General features: G+C 63.9%; 21 protein-coding genes and 1 pseudogene. 6 read left to right on the forward strand and 16 right to left on the reverse strand.

The window, feature by feature from the left end:
* Window positions 1-40: 40 nt before the first annotated feature.
* From J2857_RS16930 to J2857_RS16965, 8 genes are all read right to left on the reverse strand, one after another.
* Window positions 41-964: a mechanosensitive ion channel family protein gene (locus tag J2857_RS16930; RefSeq protein WP_037080886.1), complete on the reverse strand. Its 924-nt coding sequence runs from the start codon at window positions 962-964 to the stop codon at window positions 41-43.
* 120 nt (window positions 965-1,084) lie between these two features.
* Window positions 1,085-1,609, reverse strand: coding sequence for a tyrosine phosphatase family protein (locus J2857_RS16935; protein ID WP_210011253.1), 525 nt, complete (start codon window positions 1,607-1,609; stop codon window positions 1,085-1,087).
* Entirely contained in the window at window positions 1,606-2,190 is a 585-nt protein-coding gene (locus J2857_RS16940) for a YfbR-like 5'-deoxynucleotidase (protein ID WP_210011711.1), read from the reverse strand. The genes J2857_RS16935 and J2857_RS16940 overlap by 4 nt, the downstream gene beginning before the upstream one ends.
* Before the next feature lie 35 nt (window positions 2,191-2,225).
* Entirely contained in the window at window positions 2,226-3,068 is an 843-nt protein-coding gene (locus J2857_RS16945; protein WP_210011254.1) for a YgfZ/GcvT domain-containing protein, read from the reverse strand.
* A gap of 359 nt (window positions 3,069-3,427) precedes the next feature.
* A complete protein-coding gene (locus J2857_RS16950; protein WP_210011255.1) occupies window positions 3,428-4,186 on the reverse strand; it encodes a hypothetical protein in 759 nt (252 codons plus the stop codon).
* A gap of 16 nt (window positions 4,187-4,202) precedes the next feature.
* Entirely contained in the window at window positions 4,203-4,460 is a 258-nt protein-coding gene (locus tag J2857_RS16955) for a hypothetical protein (RefSeq protein ID WP_007752665.1), read from the reverse strand.
* Between the two features lie 101 nt (window positions 4,461-4,561).
* Window positions 4,562-4,993 carry a TIGR02301 family protein gene (locus J2857_RS16960; RefSeq protein WP_210011256.1) on the reverse strand — a complete coding sequence of 144 codons (432 nt, stop codon included), beginning with the start codon at window positions 4,991-4,993 and terminating at the stop codon, window positions 4,562-4,564.
* A gap of 34 nt (window positions 4,994-5,027) precedes the next feature.
* On the reverse strand, window positions 5,028-5,444 hold the full coding sequence (locus tag J2857_RS16965; RefSeq protein WP_210011257.1) for an NUDIX domain-containing protein: 417 nt from the start codon (window positions 5,442-5,444) through the stop codon (window positions 5,028-5,030).
* Window positions 5,445-5,556: 112 nt separating this feature from the next.
* Here J2857_RS16965 and J2857_RS16970 point away from each other — a divergent pair, with 112 nt between their 5' ends.
* From J2857_RS16970 to J2857_RS16985, 5 genes and pseudogenes are all read left to right on the forward strand, one after another.
* Window positions 5,557-5,817 carry a type II toxin-antitoxin system ParD family antitoxin gene (locus J2857_RS16970; protein ID WP_210011258.1) on the forward strand — a complete coding sequence of 87 codons (261 nt, stop codon included), beginning with the start codon at window positions 5,557-5,559 and terminating at the stop codon, window positions 5,815-5,817.
* Window positions 5,818-5,856: 39 nt separating this feature from the next.
* Window positions 5,857-5,949 (forward strand): annotated as a pseudogene (locus tag J2857_RS31405) (type II toxin-antitoxin system RelE/ParE family toxin); the annotation flags it as partial.
* 168 nt (window positions 5,950-6,117) lie between these two features.
* Window positions 6,118-6,444: a YnfA family protein gene (locus J2857_RS16975; protein ID WP_210011259.1), complete on the forward strand. Its 327-nt coding sequence runs from the start codon at window positions 6,118-6,120 to the stop codon at window positions 6,442-6,444.
* A gap of 45 nt (window positions 6,445-6,489) precedes the next feature.
* A complete protein-coding gene (locus J2857_RS16980; RefSeq protein WP_210011260.1) occupies window positions 6,490-7,257 on the forward strand; it encodes an SOS response-associated peptidase in 768 nt (255 codons plus the stop codon).
* A gap of 40 nt (window positions 7,258-7,297) precedes the next feature.
* Window positions 7,298-7,915, forward strand: a complete 618-nt coding sequence (locus tag J2857_RS16985; protein ID WP_210011712.1) for a LysE/ArgO family amino acid transporter — start codon at window positions 7,298-7,300, stop codon at window positions 7,913-7,915.
* A 48-nt stretch (window positions 7,916-7,963) separates the two neighbouring features.
* Here the strand turns inward: J2857_RS16985 and J2857_RS31290 are convergent, their stop codons facing one another.
* From J2857_RS31290 to J2857_RS17000, 4 genes are all read right to left on the reverse strand, one after another.
* Window positions 7,964-8,092 (reverse strand): hypothetical protein, encoded by a 129-nt coding sequence (locus tag J2857_RS31290; protein ID WP_255759033.1) that lies wholly within the window; start codon window positions 8,090-8,092, stop codon window positions 7,964-7,966.
* Window positions 8,093-8,265: 173 nt separating this feature from the next.
* Window positions 8,266-9,117 (reverse strand): CDP-alcohol phosphatidyltransferase family protein, encoded by an 852-nt coding sequence (locus J2857_RS16990; protein WP_210011261.1) that lies wholly within the window; start codon window positions 9,115-9,117, stop codon window positions 8,266-8,268.
* A 17-nt stretch (window positions 9,118-9,134) separates the two neighbouring features.
* Window positions 9,135-9,833: a phosphatidylserine decarboxylase gene (locus tag J2857_RS16995; RefSeq protein WP_210011713.1), complete on the reverse strand. Its 699-nt coding sequence runs from the start codon at window positions 9,831-9,833 to the stop codon at window positions 9,135-9,137.
* Between the two features lie 114 nt (window positions 9,834-9,947).
* Window positions 9,948-10,874 carry an AraC family transcriptional regulator gene (locus tag J2857_RS17000; RefSeq protein WP_210011262.1) on the reverse strand — a complete coding sequence of 309 codons (927 nt, stop codon included), beginning with the start codon at window positions 10,872-10,874 and terminating at the stop codon, window positions 9,948-9,950.
* Window positions 10,875-10,968: 94 nt separating this feature from the next.
* On the opposite strand from J2857_RS17000, the gene J2857_RS17005 reads away from it, so the two are divergent.
* The gene (locus J2857_RS17005; protein WP_210011263.1) at window positions 10,969-11,814 is read left to right on the forward strand and encodes an SDR family oxidoreductase; all 846 of its coding nucleotides are present in this window, start codon (window positions 10,969-10,971) and stop codon (window positions 11,812-11,814) included.
* 56 nt (window positions 11,815-11,870) lie between these two features.
* Here J2857_RS17005 and J2857_RS17010 read toward each other — a convergent pair whose 3' ends face one another.
* The 4 genes from J2857_RS17010 to J2857_RS17025 form a co-directional block, all read right to left on the reverse strand.
* Complete coding sequence (locus tag J2857_RS17010; RefSeq protein WP_210011264.1) at window positions 11,871-12,893, reverse strand: LLM class flavin-dependent oxidoreductase; 1,023 nt, start codon at window positions 12,891-12,893, stop codon at window positions 11,871-11,873.
* 240 nt (window positions 12,894-13,133) lie between these two features.
* Window positions 13,134-13,274: a hypothetical protein gene (locus tag J2857_RS17015; RefSeq protein WP_210011265.1), complete on the reverse strand. Its 141-nt coding sequence runs from the start codon at window positions 13,272-13,274 to the stop codon at window positions 13,134-13,136.
* A 22-nt stretch (window positions 13,275-13,296) separates the two neighbouring features.
* Window positions 13,297-15,186 (reverse strand): ABCB family ABC transporter ATP-binding protein/permease, encoded by a 1,890-nt coding sequence (locus J2857_RS17020; RefSeq protein WP_210011266.1) that lies wholly within the window; start codon window positions 15,184-15,186, stop codon window positions 13,297-13,299.
* A 157-nt stretch (window positions 15,187-15,343) separates the two neighbouring features.
* Window positions 15,344-16,030 carry a hypothetical protein gene (locus tag J2857_RS17025; RefSeq protein ID WP_210011267.1) on the reverse strand — a complete coding sequence of 229 codons (687 nt, stop codon included), beginning with the start codon at window positions 16,028-16,030 and terminating at the stop codon, window positions 15,344-15,346.
* Between the last annotated feature and the right edge of the window lie 113 nt (window positions 16,031-16,143).

A 16,143-nucleotide genomic window follows, 5' to 3' on the forward strand; every position in this document is an offset into this window, starting at 1 on the left:
CGGCTTCCTCGTGAAAAGCCGGCCCGATGCATCCTTTCCTTCAGGTCCGCTCTGCGACCGGTTCGTCCGCACCGTGAGGAGCCGGAGGTCCGCTCTCACCGGAAACGTCGCGGGTTTCTACCTGAGGGTCTGGAAGCTGTTCTGGCGATTTGTCGCCAGGGAACTTGTCGCCAGGGAATTTATCGAAAGCGAGCTTGACGTCCCTGGTCAGGTCGCGGCCGGTTTCCCACCAGTCGCTGCTCTTCGTCCAGTAGCGCAGCGTCAGCTTGGCGCTGCCGGCATCGAATTCCGCCACGTAGACGGTCGGTGCCGGATCCTTCAGCACCCGCCTGTCGCCGCTGGCGATTGCCATCAGTTTCGCCTGGGTCCGGCCGATATCGCGGTCGGTGCCGATGCTGACTGAAATCTCGTTGCGGCGTGTCTTCAACCGGCTGTAATTGGTGATCGGCACGTTCCACAGCGTTGAGTTCGGCGCCAGCCGGTAGACGCCGTCGGCAGTCCGAAGTTCGGTTGCAAACAACCCGACATCGACGATCGTGCCGGTAACGCTGCCGGTCTCGATGCTCTCCCCGACCCGGAACGGCCGCAGGACCAGAAGCATGATGCCGGCCGCGATGTTCTGCAGCGTGCCCTGGAGCGCGAGGCCGACCGCAAGTCCGATCGCGCCCAGCGCCGCGAGCACCGACGCCGTCTGCACCCCGAACTGGCCGAGCACCATGACGATGACGATGACGAGGATGGCGTAGCGGATAATGTTGGAGAAGAATTGCGACAGCGTCGCATCGATTCCGTGGATGCGCGACAAGCCGCGATGCGCCCAGCGGCTGATCAGGCCGGCGGCCATCCAGCCGAGGATGAGCAGAACGATCGCGCCGACGGCGGAGAAGGAATATTGCACCGCCAGCGCGCTCAACTGAGCGAGCGCTGCTCTGGTGGCCACAACGAATTCCGATGCCTGGTCCATCCGGCAATCTGCTCCCTCTTTCGGTTTCGCCGTTAATTGGCGCAGCAGGCCGCGAGGTCAAGAAAAAAATGGCGCTTTCCCGCGCCTGGCTAAACAATTAGGAAAGTTCAACTTTCAGGTTCAATGGGAGATTTTGAGCGGCAGGATGAAGGACGCACGCCCATCCGTCTCGGCGCCGCGGCCGATCCCCTTGATGGCGGCGATCAGCCGGCCGTTCCGCCCGAGCAGCCGGTCGCCGATCTCGATCAGCCGCGTATTTGGCGTCGCATGCGGCGCGACGCTGCGAAGCCTTGCGGCCAGCGCGAAATCGTCCTCTTCCGGGTTGAGAGAGAGCGCGGCGATCACCGCCGCGGCCGGAGAACGGGAGACGCCCATCCAGCAATGGATGATGATCGGCGCCGACTGGTCCCAGTCGCGCACGAAGGCGATCAGGCTTTCCACATGCGCTTCGCTGGGCGCGATCAAGCCTCCCGTGCCGGCAAAGCCGATATCGTTCATCGCAAGCTTCAGGTGGCGATCGGCGGAAATCACGCCCGGCCGGTGAAAATCCTGTTTTTCGGCGATCAGGCTCACCATTTCGCGCGCCTTGTGTCGCACGGCGGTCTCGGCGATGGCGCCGAGCGGGCAGACAACGATCGCGGTCATGACGCCTTGCCCGAAGTGGCGCGTGCGGCTTCTATCTCATGGAACCGGTCGAGGAAACGCTGTTGCGCCGTCAGTGCCGGCATCGGCTGGATCGGCAGCATGTCGCGGGTGATGCCGCGCGGCTGGCCGAAGAATTTTCGGGCCTCGGCGACCGAAAATCCGGCAAGCTCGGTGGCCTCGAAAAAGGCGGCGATGGTATCGGCCTTCTTGATCAGCGCCTTGAGTTCACGGGTCGGATGCGGCGGCAGGCCGAAGCGCAGGTGGATCGCCGCCTCCAGCCGCTGCTCGACCGCCTTGTAGCCGCCGCCGACCACGGATTTGAACGGCGAGATCATGTCGCCGATCACATATTCCGGCGCGTCGTGCAGCATGGTCATCTGCAGCGCATCGGCCGTGCAGTCCTCGTTGCAGCGTCGGAAGATTTCTTCGACGACGAGGCAATGCTGGGCGACCGAAAACGCGTGGTCGCCGCGCGTCTGGCCGTTCCAGCGGGCGACGCGGGCAAGCCCGTGGGCGATATCGGAAATTTCGACGTCGAGCGGCGAGGGGTCGAGCAGGTCGAGCCGGCGTCCCGACAGCATTCGTTGCCAGGCACGTGGTGCCGTCACCACTGGGCTCACGTCTCGGCCTCTTCAGCCTCGACCGGGAAGGAGAGCCCGCTCCAGGCGGGAAGCGTCAGATTGACCACTACGTCCCCGGCCGAAACCGGAACACCGCGTGCCAAAGCGTCGCCGACTCGGTCGATGCGCACGATCGCCAGTCCCTTGTTGCCGGAAACCGATCCGAGCGTGCCGACCGGCTTGCCGCCGGCCACGATCTCGGTGCCGGAGGCAGGCAGGGCGGCCTCGCCCGAAACGATCGCCACCCGCCGCCGCGCCGTGCCGCGATGCTGCATGCGGGAAACGACTTCCTGGCCGACATAGCAGCCCTTGCGGAAGGAAAGACCATCCGTCTGGTCGAGCAGCACGTCGTGCGGAAAGGCGTCCTGCAGCGCATAGTCGTGGCCCGACATCGAGATGCCGGCGCCGATGCGGAGAGCGTGATAAACCGCTTCCGGCCCGTCACCCAGCTTGCCGGGCGTGCGGGTAAGCGTGATGCCGGACTTGGCAAAGGCGGCATCCTTCACCGCGCCTTTGACCGAATCGTCGCCCCAGAAAACGGTAACCCCGTCTTCGGGACCGGCAGCGATATCTACGGCTGCGCGCAGCTTGTACATGGTCAGGCGCCGCATCAGCGCCTCGCGCTGGGCCGTCTCGGTCTCGATGACGAACCCGTCGCCGTCACGCCAGACCAGGAAATCGAACAGGATCTTGCCCTGCGGCGTCAAAAGCGCCCCCGGCCGGGCTTCGCCTTCCGGCAGCCCATCGATGTCGGTGGTGATCAGCCCCTGCAGGAAATCCTGCGCATCCTTGCCGGTGAGGCGGATCAGGCTTCGCGAGGGAAGAATAGCGGCGGGCATGGTGCGGGAATCCGGTTGTTCTGAGACTGAGAGTTAAGTCTTCGCGACGGCGGCGGCAAGACATGCCGGGCGGCAAATGCAGAGGCGGGGAAATATGCCGCCGCATCCCGCTCTGCCCTGCCGGGCATCTCCCCCTCAAGGGGGAGGATTGGCTGGGGGCACCGTCCGGTTCCCAATATGCGGTGTCGTCTTCCTGAGACGTTATTCGGGGGAATGAAGCCGGCGCGGCAATCTCCCCATGATCTCCCCCTTGAGGGGGAGATGTCACGAAAGTGACAGAGGGGGTAACGGCGGCTCCGCAAATGCAGTGGTCGCGACCAGCACAAAGCCAATCGCAAAACCCGAATTCCCCACCCGCCTCAATCGCCGCCGGAGAAGAACTTCCATTTGCCGTCCGGGCTGATGCCGGCGCGGAAGAAGTTGTAGTTGCCGTTCTCTTCCATGCCGGCGAGGTCGCCGGCCGTCACGATTCGCAGCAGGTCGACCCGTTCGGGGGGCGTCAGCGTCGAAAGCTGCTTGCCGGCGAAATAGGGCCAGACATAGGCCTCGTCCGGTGTGCCGACGTCGAAATGCGCAGCGCCCGTGGAGAGGATGTCGAGCAGGATGGCGAGGATCTCCTGGCCGTCCGCATCGCCCGAAAAGCTCTTCAGCGTCTCGATCGGATCCTCGAATTCGCCGTTCATCACCTGCGTCTGGGTGGGTCCCGTTCCCATCAGGGCACGCAGGCGGGTGACATCGCCGGAGGCCGCGGCCTCGACGAGCTGCTCGCGCATGTGCTTGACCGGCGCCGGCAGCTTGGTCATGTCGCGAATGATTTCCGCCGGCTTACCATCGGCCGGCGCGGGTTTGGCGGCGTTGGGGTCCGCCGGGGGAGCGGTCGTCTTGGTGTCGCCGGCCTGTGCCGAGCGATTGATCGCGGGACCCGGCTGCGGCAGTGTCGTGCCTTCGAAAGCCTGGAGGATGGCCCGGCTCTGGGCCTGTTCCGGCTGGCTAGGCTCGTCGCCCGAGCGAAGCTCGGACAGCGCAAGAGCCTGGCCACCGACCGCCACGGCAAGCACGGTTGCCGCCGAAAGGCGGATGATCAATTGGGCTGTCGTCGTTTCCGCCGCATTCCGCACGGGAAACCTCTATCGTTTATTGAACAGTGCGCTCGGGGGAGAATTCGCCGGCGAGCATGCGGCTCTTGAGCGAATCGAGCATGGCCTCGGCACCCATTTCCCCATGAATGCGGATGGTTTCCCGCATGGCAAGTACCAGAGCTGCGTCGGCGATGATTTCCGGCTCGATACCGTCGGCACGGCCGTCGGCCCAAGCCTCACTCTGATATTCCAAGGCAGCCTGCATCTTCTCATGCACAATCATGTCGTCGATGTCGTTGCGGCCTGTCTGCATTCTGTCGTCCTCGGTGCCCGTTTAATTACTAGCCCGTTAAAAACTTTATCAGCCTTTTATCAAAACGACACGGCCTCCTGCGAAAAGAGGTAAATAATCCTCTAATTTCCGAAGCGCGCGGCGATTTCTGTCGCGAGTGTTGCGCCTTCGATACGATAACGCTCCTCGGCGGTCCTTGCCGCATCGGTGCAGGACGTATGCACGGCGGCAAACGACCGATACCCCCGGTTGAAGGCCGCCGTCAACCGCTCGCGGCGTTTCGGCTCGGTGCCGGTATCGGCATCCAGCAGCTGCTGCATCGAGGCCCGCCACTCGGATGTCGGTGCGCCGCAGAGCGTGCGCAGATACTGGATTGAGCCAAGCACTTCCGCCAGCCGCGTCAACTGCGCGTCATAGGGCGCCGGCTTTTCCTCGATCGCCGGGGGAGGCGGCGGCGGGGTGGCCGGCTGCTGCCTTGTCGACTGGGCGGCGAGCGGGGTGGCCGCTGAAAGTGCCAGCAGCGCCAGGCAGGCAAGTCGCGGAATCAGCTTCATGAACGGGTCTCGAAAGGGCGCGATTGTTTTCGTCTTAGCGGGCATTGATCTCCGCCGCCAGCCTCTCGGCACATTCGAGCACGCTTGCGGGCACCGGCAGACTGCGGATCTCCTCCACCGTATACCAGCCCGCATCCGCCGCATCGTCAGCGGCGGCCGCTTCGAGATCCGCATCCGCTTCGACCCGGAAGACCGACAGAAAGAAATGCCGCCCGTCTTGCCTCTCGCTCTTCAGGTCATAGGTGGCGAAGAGGATGGGATTGCGCACCGGAATGCCGGTCTCCTCCAGGAATTCCCGCACTGCCGTCTGGTCCGGCGTCTCGCCGGGCTCGGCCCGGCCGCCCGGAAAGGCAAACAGATCCATCGATGGCGGGTTCATCCGGCGAATCAGCAGGAATCGGCCATCGCGCTCGAGAATGGCGGAGGACGCAGCTTGAGGGGAAGGGGGCATGTTTGACGTAACCATTGGCCTGATCGTGAGATCCCCGAAGGCTTTCAGGGCGGCGAGCTGATATTGTAAAAGTATTGTATTTTATCGTATGCTTCAAGCGAAGGAGCTTGCGATGGCGCGTGCGAAAACATTCTCCCTCGGCGATGCCTATGACGGCATTTTGGCCGATCTCGTCAAGAATGGCCGCTTTGGCACCGAGACCGAAGCCGTTCGTGCAGGCATCCGGATGCTTGCGGACTACGAGATGCGTGTTCGGTCGCTCCGACATGCGATCAGTGCGGCGGATGCGGAAATCGAGGCCGGGCTCGGCAAGGAATATGCCTCGGGTGCCGACCTGCTGGCCGACGTCATGAACGAGGGCGAAGGCCATTAGCCCAAGCGCCTCATCATCGCGCCTCTGGCACGTGAGGACTTGCGCGGCATCCGTCGCTTCATCGCAGAAAGCAGCCCCTTCTACGCCCGGGAATTCCTGGCAGACATCACCGAAAGGATCGCCTGGATCGCCGAGTCGGATTTCACCGGCACCCCGCGCGACCATGTTTCGCCGGGGACTTCGCGGGTTCCCGTATCGGCAGCGCTGCATCTACTACCGGTCCTAACCCGACCGGATCGCGGTTCTCCGGGTCATGCATGGCGTTCGGGATGTGAAGCCGCAGGATTTCGAATAGGTAAGATGAAAACCTACACCCTCTACGCCATCGCCGCTCTTGCCGAGATCGCCGGCTGTTTCGCCTTCTGGGCATGGTTCCGGCTGGAAAAGCCGGCCTGGTGGCTGGCGCCGGGCATTGCGTCGCTGGTCGTCTTCGCCTGGTTGCTGGCGCTGGTGCCGAGCGAGGCGGCGGGGCGCACCTATGCGGCCTACGGCGCCATCTATATCCTCGCCTCGATCCTGTGGCTCTGGGCCATCGAAGCCCGCGTGCCGGACCGATGGGACATTCTCGGCGTCACGGTGTGCCTGGTTGGCGGCGCCATCATCCTCTTCGGACCGCGCAGCGTCTGATCGTCGACGCTTGACCCGTCTAAAGCCCGATGCCACATAGTCCGCATGTGCGGACGTTACGCCCTGACGGCGACTCCCAAGGATGTTTCTGAGTTCTTCAGCCTGGCGGATCTCGACGATTTCCCGGCCCGCTACAATATCGCCCCGACCCAGCCGATCCTCGTCGTCATGTCGTCGGAAAAGCGCGAGCCTGGCAGCAACCTGCCGGAGCGCCGCGCCTTCCTCGCCCGCTGGGGGCTGATCCCCGGCTGGGTGAAGGACATGAAGGAGTTTCCGCTGCTGATCAATGCGCGCTCCGAGACGGCGATCGGCAAGGCCTCCTTCCGTGCCGCCATGCGCCATCGCCGTATATTGATCCCCGCCACCGGCTTCTACGAATGGCGCCGGCCCCCGAAGGAAAGCGGCGTCAAGCCGCAGGCCTACTGGATCCGCCCGAAGCGCGGCGGCGTCATCGCCTTTGCCGGCCTGATGGAGACCTGGTCCTCGGCCGACGGTTCCGAAGTCGATACCGCCGCGATCATGACCACGGCGGCAAGCGGCGGCATCCGCCACATCCACGACCGCATGCCGGTCGTTATCGAGCCGGAGGACTTTTCCCGCTGGCTCGATTGCAGGACGCAGGAACCGCGCAAAGTGGCCGACCTGATGCGGCCGGTGCAGGAGGATTTCTTCGAGGCGCTGCCGGTCTCCGACCTCGTCAACAAGGTCGCCAACATGGGGCCGGACCTGCAGAAGCCAGTCGCGGTCGCCCCGCCGGAAGAGGAGCCGCCGAAGAAGCCGAAACCCGACTCCACCCAGATGTCGCTTTTCTGATCCTTCGGCTTTCTTCCTTAAGACGGACAATCCCATGAACCTGCTTTCCGCCAGCCTTTCCGGCCTCGCACTCGGGGCTTCGCTGATCATCGCAATCGGCGCCCAGAACGCCTTCATCCTGCGCCAGGGGCTTATCCGGTCCCATGTCTTCATCCTCTGCCTGATCTGCGCCCTGTCGGATGCGACGCTGATCGCCGCCGGCATCGGCGGGCTCGGCACGATCGTCGCGCAATCCCCGGTGCTGATCTCGGTGGTGACGCTGGGTGGCGCGGTGTTTCTCGGAGTCTACGCCTTCATGGCCTTCCGCCGGGCGGTGAAGCCGGCTGCGATGGTGGCAGGTGCGCCGGAACCGATGGGGCTGAAGGCGGCGGTTCTGACCTGCCTTGCCTTCACCTTTCTCAATCCGCATGTCTATCTGGATACGGTCGTGCTGCTCGGCAGCCTGTCAGCGGCCTTCGAAGGGGTGGAACGGGTGGCCTATGGCGCCGGTGCGGCGATTGCCTCGTTCGTCTGGTTCTTCGGGCTCGGTTACGGCGCGCGGTTCCTGGCGCCGCTGTTTGCCAGACCCGCCGCCTGGCGGGTGCTGGATGTCGTCATCGGCATCGTCATGGGCCTTCTCGCGCTGGGGCTCCTGTGGAGTTTTCTCAGCGGTAGGTGACCGATCGGCTCGGCTGGTCCCTGGGCCGGGCCGGGTCAGCCTGCCTGATCAGCCGGCCGGGGTAAGCTTCGGCTTGCGGTTCAGCATCAGGGCGGCGGCAACCACGGCCTTCAAGCCCAACGGACGGTAGGGCGTGGTCATTTCCGGTTTGGATTCAATCTTCTTCTCGGTGCTCATGGCTGTCTCCTCAACACGCGAATCTCTTGTTTGCATTTTGCGATCGCGGCTTTTCCCATAAAAGCGGGCGGAATCGTGGCCGGCAAGCCGGCACCGCCGCCCGCTATTCATAGAACTGTCATCTTGCGGGAAACTGTTGCGCGGAAGTTGCAACTTACCGAGTGCGTCTGCCTTCAGACGTTCGCACTGTCATCCTCGATTGTAATCGTGCCGTAGCGGCGGTGCCAGGCGCGGGCGCTGAACGGCAGGACGAGCAGATAGCCGACGACAGTGATCGACAGCACTTCCCAGGTGTAGCTCATCAGCAGCGCCACATAGAGCACCACGCCGAGCATGATCGGCAGCATCATGTCGCGGCGGATCCGGCTCGACTTGCCGGACCAGACGGGCAGGCGAGACACCAGCAGGTAGCCGATCAGCAGAGTATAGGCGACGCTGGCATAAACGAAGACCGGCGTCGGCTGGAGGCCGAGGAAGCCGAGATAGACGGGCAGCAGCACCAGCATGGCGCCCATCGGCGCCGGCACGCCGACGAAGAATTCCGATTGCCAGTCGGCCTTGATGTTGCGGTCCTCCATGACGTTGAACCGGGCGAGGCGCAGGCCGGCGGCGATCGCATAGAGCAGGGCGGCGATCCAGCCCATCGAATGGGCCTGGTCGAGCAGGAAGGCGTAGGAGACCAGCGCCGGCGCGACGCCGAAATTGATGATGTCGGCAAGCGAATCCATCTGCACGCCGAATTTCGACGTCGCCTTCAGGAGCCGCGCCACCCGCCCGTCGATCCCGTCCAGAAAAGCGGCGAGCAGCACCATGGCGACCGCGAGTTCGTAACGCCCCTCGAAGGCGAGCCTGATCCCGGTCAGGCCCGCGCAGATGGCAAGCACGGTGATGAGGTTCGGCACCAGCAGCCGGAGCGGGATTTCGCGCAGACGAGGCCCGCGGGCCTCGTCATTGGGGCGATGTGGTTCCCGGTGAAGCTCATTCTGCGAAGAGGGGCGCGAAGGCGGTGAGGCTGGCGTCTCCATGAAGCTTGGTCTTCCCTTTACGTACGGCGGCTGATGATCGGACCCTTGGTCGAGCCGAATTCCGCAAGCACGGTTTCGCCGCCGATGGCGAGCTGGCCGACCGAAACGCGCGCCTGGCCGCCCGCCGGTACGAAAACGTCGAGACGCGAGCCGAAGCGGATCAGGCCGAACCGTTCGCCGGCATTGACCGATTCGCTCGGCTTCACCCAGCAGACAATGCGCCGCGCCACCAGCCCGGCGATCTGCACGACGCCCACCTTGCCGTGGCGGGTTTCGATGACGAGGCCGTTGCGCTCATTGTCCTCGGAGGCCTTGTCGAGTTCGGCATTGATGAACTGGCCGGGGCGATATTCGATGCGCGACACCTGGCCACGCACCGGCGAACGGTTGATGTGGCAGTCGAACACGTTCATGAACACCGAGATGCGCAGCATAGGCTCCGAGCCGAGCTGCAGCTCGACCGGCGGCACTACCATGGCGACATGGCTGATGCGACCGTCCGCAGGGCTGAGGATGAGGTCGTCGTCCTGCGGCACCGCCCGTTCCGGATCGCGGAAGAAGTAGGCGCACCACAAGGTCAGCACCAGGCCGATCCAGAACAGCGGCTCGGCGATATAACCGAGGATCAGCGAGGCGATGAAGAAGGCAGCGACGAAGATGTAACCTTCCTTGTGGATCGGCACGAGCGTATTGCGGATGGTGTCGAAGAGGTTGATCAACGTTTTCTCCCGTATGTCAGTGCCATCTGACTACAGCGAAACCGTTTTTGCGGCAATGCGGTTCCGTGGGGTGAACCCGCCGCGCCAACATGTTGCACAAAAATGCCGCCGCTACCCCCGTGCGGCCCGCAGATACGCGGCATATTCACTTGGCGGGCAACCCACGCGCTGGCTGAACGCGGTGCTGAAGGCGCTGGCTGACTGGTAACCAACGGTCTCCGCGACTTCCTCCAGCGTATTGCCGCCGCGCAGCAGCACGTCCTTCGCCAGCGCCATGCGCCAGCCGAGCAGATATTCGACCGGCGCGACCCCGACCGCCTCGGAAAACCGCCGCGCGAAGACCGAGCGAGACATGCCGACGCGCCTTGCCAGTTCCTCGACCGTCCAGCCGCGGGCGACATCGGCATGGATATGGCCGAGCGCCTGGGCGAGCTGCGGATCGGCAAGGCCGCCAAGCAGACCGGCATGCGGCGACCAGGCGGCTTCGCGCCGCAGGGTCTCGATCAGCATCACCTCGATCAGGCGGCAGAGGACCGCCTCGCGCCCGGGCCGGCTGTCGGCGGCCTCCTCCAGGATGATCGAGACCAGCGCCCGCAATCGCACGGCCGTCTTCTCGGTGGCCGGCACATGGACGAGGCGCGGCAGCAATCCGATCAGCAGGTCGGCATTGGCGGGATCGCATTGGATGAGCCCGCCGAGAACGCGCGTCGCTGGTCCCGATCCCTCGTCGCCAATACGTATCTCGCCGTCAACGGTATGGCGGGCCTTGAAGGCATCGTCCGACAGCTCGGTTTGCGCGCCGATTTCGTTCTGGAACGAATCCGAGAGCGGTCTAGCCGAGAGGACATAATCGCCCTCCTGCAGCTCGACGGGGCCGCTGTCATTGGTCCTGAACCAGCAGCGGCCCTCCGTGACGAAGTAGAAGGTCGGTCCCGACTGTTCGGGAACGCGAACGCCCCACCGTCCCCTGGCCGACATGCTGCCGAGCAGAACGGTGGATAGGCGAAGCAGCTTGATAACGTCGGCAAGAGCATCCATCGGGACGATCCGTAATGAATAATGGAGTTTCTATTATAGAGTGTTCCGCTTGGCCGGGCTAGTGAGCGCTCATCAGCAATTTGGAGCCAAACACATGACCAAGACCATTCTCATCACCGGCTGCTCGTCGGGCCTCGGAAAGACGACTGCGCGCCATTTCGCCGCCAAGGGCTGGAACGTCGTTGCGACAATGCGCAGGGCGGAACCGGAGCTCGCCAATCAATATCCCGACCACATCCTGGTCGCCGCCCTCGACGTCGCCGATCCGGCGAGTATCGAGGCAGCCATCCAGGCCGGCGTCGATCGCTTCGGCGGTCTCGACGCGGTCGTCAACAATGCCGGCATCACCATGGTTTCGATCTTCGAGGCGACGCCGGTCGATGCGATCCGCCGGATCTTCGAGACCAATGTCTTCGGCATGATGAACGTCATCAGGGCCGCCGTCCCGTATCTGCGCCGGCGCGGCGGCGGCACGATCGTCAACGTCGGCTCGGGCGTCGGCATCGCGGCCATGCCGCTGTTGTCGCTCTACAGTGCCTCCAAGCAGGCGGTCGAAGGCCTGTCCGAATCGCTCTCCTATGAACTGTCATCGCAGAACATCAAGGTCCGGCTGATCCAGCCCGGCGCGATGCGCAGCACCAACTTCACCGCCACTGGCATGGCCGCTTCGCAGGCGGCACCGGTGCCGGAAAGCTACAGGCCCTATTTCGACCACATGCTCCAGTCGATGATCAACTATCCCTTCGCCTCGACGGAAGAGCAGTCGGTGGTCGAGGCGATCTTTGCGGCCGCCATCGACCCGACGGACCGCCTTCGCTACCAGGTCGGCCCGGATGTGGAGGAATATGCCCGCCTGCGCTGGTCGACCTCGGAGGCCGAATATCGCGCCGGCATGCAACGGTTGACCGGCCACACCGCCTGGCAGGCAAAGGAAAAATGATCGCAGCGCGAAGGACCGGTGCGAGCCGGCCCCTCGTCATCGCGACTGGCGGCATGTCACCGCCACCCAAGCCCCGGCGCCACATGCTTCAAGATGCTCTCCAGCACATGGGCGTTGTAATCGACGCCGAGCTGGTTTGGCACGGTGAGCAGCAGCGTATCCGCCTCGGCAATCGCCTCGTCGGCCTTCAGCTGGTCGATCAGCCTGTCCGGTTCGGCGGCATAGGAGCGGCCGAAGATCGCCTGGGTCTGCGGGTCGATATTGCCGATCTGGTCCTGGCTCTCGCCGCTGCCGCCGAAATAGGCGCGGTCCGTGTCGTTCATCAGCGCGAAGATGCTGCGGCTGACGGAGACGCGCGGTTCGCGGACATGGCCGGCTTCCTTCCAGGCCTCGCGATAGATGCGGATCTGCTCGGCCTGCTGGATGTGGAACGGCTTGCCGCTCTCGTCGGTCTTGAGCGTCGAGCTCTGCAGGTGCATGCCGAGCTTGGCGGCCCAGACGGCGGTCGCGTTGGAGCTCGAACCCCACCAGATGCGGTCGCGCAGGCCGGCGGAATGCGGCTCCAGGCGCAGCATGCCGGGCGGGTTCGGGAACATCGGCCGCGGATTGGGCCTGGCGAAACCTTCGCCGCGCAAAACGTCGAAGAACACTTCCGCATGGCGCCGGCCCAGGTCGGCGTCGGTCTCGCCTTCCGCCGGCTGATAGCCGAAATAGCGGAACCCGTCGATCACCTGTTCCGGCGAGCCGCGGCTGATGCCGAGCTGCAGGCGCCCGCCGGAAATCAGGTCGGCAGCGCCGGCATCTTCCGCCATGTAGAGCGGATTTTCATAACGCATGTCGATGACGGCCGTGCCGATCTCGATCTTCTTGGTGCGGGCACCGACGGCGGAGAGAAGCGGGAAAGGCGAGGCAAGCTGCCGGGCGAAATGGTGGACGCGGAAATAGGCGCCGTCGGCACCGAGTTCTTCGGCCGCCACCGCAAGGTCGATGGATTGCAGGAGGACGTCGGACGCCGACCGCGCCTGCGACTGCGGCGAGGGGGTCCAGTGTCCGAAGGAGAGAAAGCCGATCTTTTTCATGATGCTACCGTTTCTGAGAGGGGTGGGCGCACGGCATATGGTCTTCCGGCTACGGGTGTTGGGGCGGGGCCGGACCTGCGACCTCCCTCATCCCTGTGACGAGCACAGGAATGAAGACGGAGCGCGCGCGCTCCCCAACCGTCATTCCACGGCCGAATACCATAGCGGCATTGACTTGCCCCACAGATGGCACGCCGTCCCCCACATTCACAGTCACCGCCCTGTGAACAGTGCGTCCGCTTACCGCGCCGCCTGCGGGTCCACCCAGCCCATCCAGGTGGTGAAGGCAAGCAGTGGCGAGCCGAAGAAGATCAACACCAGCATATAGGCGATGGCAATGCTGCCGAGGACGAGCATGCGGGGAGTGAGGTATCTCTTCACGTCAAACCTTGTCCTGTCTGTTTCATTCCGCTGCCGGAACGCCACGCATGACGACGCCGAGGTCGTCCTCCTCGCGCACCTTGCGCAGTTGTTCTTCGGCCTGCACCGCTTCGCGCTGGCGGTTCCACATCGAGGCGTAAAGCCCGTTCTGTTCGAGCAACGCATTGTGTGTGCCGCGTTCGGCGATCTGCCCGTCGCGCAGCACGATGATCTCGTCGGCGCCGATGACGGTCGAAAGCCGGTGGGCGATGACCAGCGTCGTGCGGTTCCTGGACACCACGTCGAGGGCCGACTGGATCTCGTGTTCGGTCGTGGTGTCGAGCGCCGAGGTCGCCTCGTCGAGGATGAGGATCGGCGGGGCTTTGAGGACGGTGCGGGCGATCGCCACGCGCTGCTTCTCGCCGCCCGAAAGTTTCAGGCCGCGCTCGCCGACCTTGGTTCCGAAACCGTCCGGCAGCGCGCTGATGAAATGGCCGATCTGTGCCACGTCGGCGGCGGCCAGCACCTCTTCCTCGCTGGCCGAGGGGCGGCCGTAGCGGATGTTGTAGGCGATCGTGTCGTTGAACAGGACGGTATCCTGCGGAACCATGCCGATCGCCGCGCGCAGCGAATGCTGCGTGATGTCGCGCACGTCCTGCCCGTCGATGGTGATAGAACCGCCTTGGACGTCGTAGAACCGGTAGAGCAGCCGGGAAATCGTCGACTTGCCGGCGCCGGACGGCCCGACGATCGCCACCGTCTTGCCCGCTGGCACCTCGAACGAGACACCCTTCAGGATCGGCCGGGCCGGATCGTAGGAAAAATGCACGTTCTTGAAGGCGATCGCGCCCTGGCCGATGTCCAGCTGCCTGGCATCCGGCCGATCGACGACCTCCGGCTGCACTTCCAGGAGTTCGAACATCTGCTCGATATCGGTCAGTCCCTGGCGGATTTCGCGATAGACGAAGCCGATGAAGTTGAGCGGCACGGAAAGCTGCAGCAGCAGCGCGTTGACGAACACGAAATCGCCGATCGTCTGCTCGCCGCGCTGTACGGCCAGCGCCGACATCACCATCATGACGGTCGTGCCGAGGCCGAAGATGACGCCCTGGCCGAAGTTGAGCCAGCCGAGCGAGGTCCACACGTCGGTCGCGGCCTTCTCGTAGCGCGCCATCGACGCGTCGAAGCGCTTGGCTTCCATCTCCTCGTTGCCGAAATATTTGACCGTCTCGAAATTGAGGAGCGAATCGATCGCCTTGGTATTGGCGTCGGTGTCGCTGTCGTTCATCGAGCGGCGGATGGCGATGCGCCAGTCGCTGGCCTTGACTGTGAACCAGATGTAGAGCGCCACCGTGACGGCGGTGACGAGAACGTACCAGAAGCCGTAGCTGACCCAGAAAATGATGGCCGTCAGCAGGAATTCGAGCAGCGTCGGGACGGTGTTGAGAATGGTGAACCGGACGATGGTTTCGATGCCCTTGGTGCCGCGCTCGATGATCCGCGACAGGCCGCCGGTCTTGCGCTCCAGATGGAAGCGGAGCGAGAGCTGGTGCATGTGCACGAAGGTGCGATAGGCGAGTTGGCGCACCGCATATTGCCCGACCGAGGCAAACAGCGCGTCACGAAGCTGGTTCAGCCCGACCTGCAGGATGCGGGTGAAATTGAGCGCGATGACCAAAACCACGGCGCCAAGCAGGAAGGCGGGCAGGATGCCCGCCATGTCCAGCTTGCCGTTCAGCGCGTCCGTCGCCCATTTGAAGAAATAGGGCACCGTCAAGAGCACGAACTTGGCGAGGAACAGGTAGAAGGTGGCCCAGATGACGCGGGCCTTCAGGTCGGCGCGCCCTTGCGGCCACATATAGGGCCACAGGTTGACGAGCGTGCCGAGCGGATTGCTGGCATCCGCCGATATGGTCTTCTTGGTATTCGCCATCAATGTCTCCGGGACGGGCGCGTGGAAACGCCTCCCGCACATAAGGTCCGGGGAAGAATGTTGCAATGACGGTTTCGTGAAACTTGAAGGCCGGGCGATCGGCGGCAGGCGGCACTCAGTGGCGAGGGCGGGATGTTACCCGCCCTGGCTGATCGCCTTACTTGGTATTGGTGGAGGAGGCGGGCGCGGGGCTTGTGGCCGGCTTGGTGGTTGCCGACGCGGCCCAGGAAATGTAGTAATAGGCCTCGCCGACCATGCCGAAATAGGAGCTCGCGCCGGTCGCCTTCTCGATATAGCTGCCATCGGCATTGCGCACGAACTTGCCGCTTTCGTCCCGCGTCAGGCGGTCCTTGAGGAACTGGGTCCAGTCGGATTTGTCGACGGAAGTAATGCCGGCTGAAGTCTGTTTGCCGTCGGTAATGTCCCAGGCGGTGATCTTGTCGCCGGCGACCGCGTCGGTCAAAGTCAGGGTGCCGGCATCGATCGCCTTCTGCATTGCCTCGGCCATCGCCTTGCTGTCGGGGCTCGCCTTCAGCGCGTCCAGCTTCTCCTGGAGCGCCTTCATGAACGCCTTGCTGGACATGTCGCCAACCGATCCGTCGCCCGCGGTATCGGGGGCATTGCCGTTCAGGGTCTGCTGCAGCGAGGCAATCAGCGCCGCAATCTTGTCATCCTCATAGTCGTTGTCGCCACCGCTGCCGCTGGAAAACAGCATGTCGGCGAGCGACGAGGAGGACGAGCCGGACGTCGAGCTGCCGGGTGTCCTGTTGTCGGAGACATCCTTAAATGCGTTGAGGGCCACCTGAGAGGACCAAATCCGAACGGAATTAATGCTGGAAACCATTTTCTTCTCCTGTCCGCGCGGCATGGATCAGAGTCGGAGATAATATGCGAGCACGCCGCCTGACCACCGCCGTATTCCTCCCAACCTGCGCGAAGCTGGCCGATGCTGCATCT

Source organism: Neorhizobium galegae, from assembly GCF_017877055.1.
GTDB lineage: Bacteria > Pseudomonadota > Alphaproteobacteria > Rhizobiales > Rhizobiaceae > Neorhizobium > Neorhizobium galegae_D.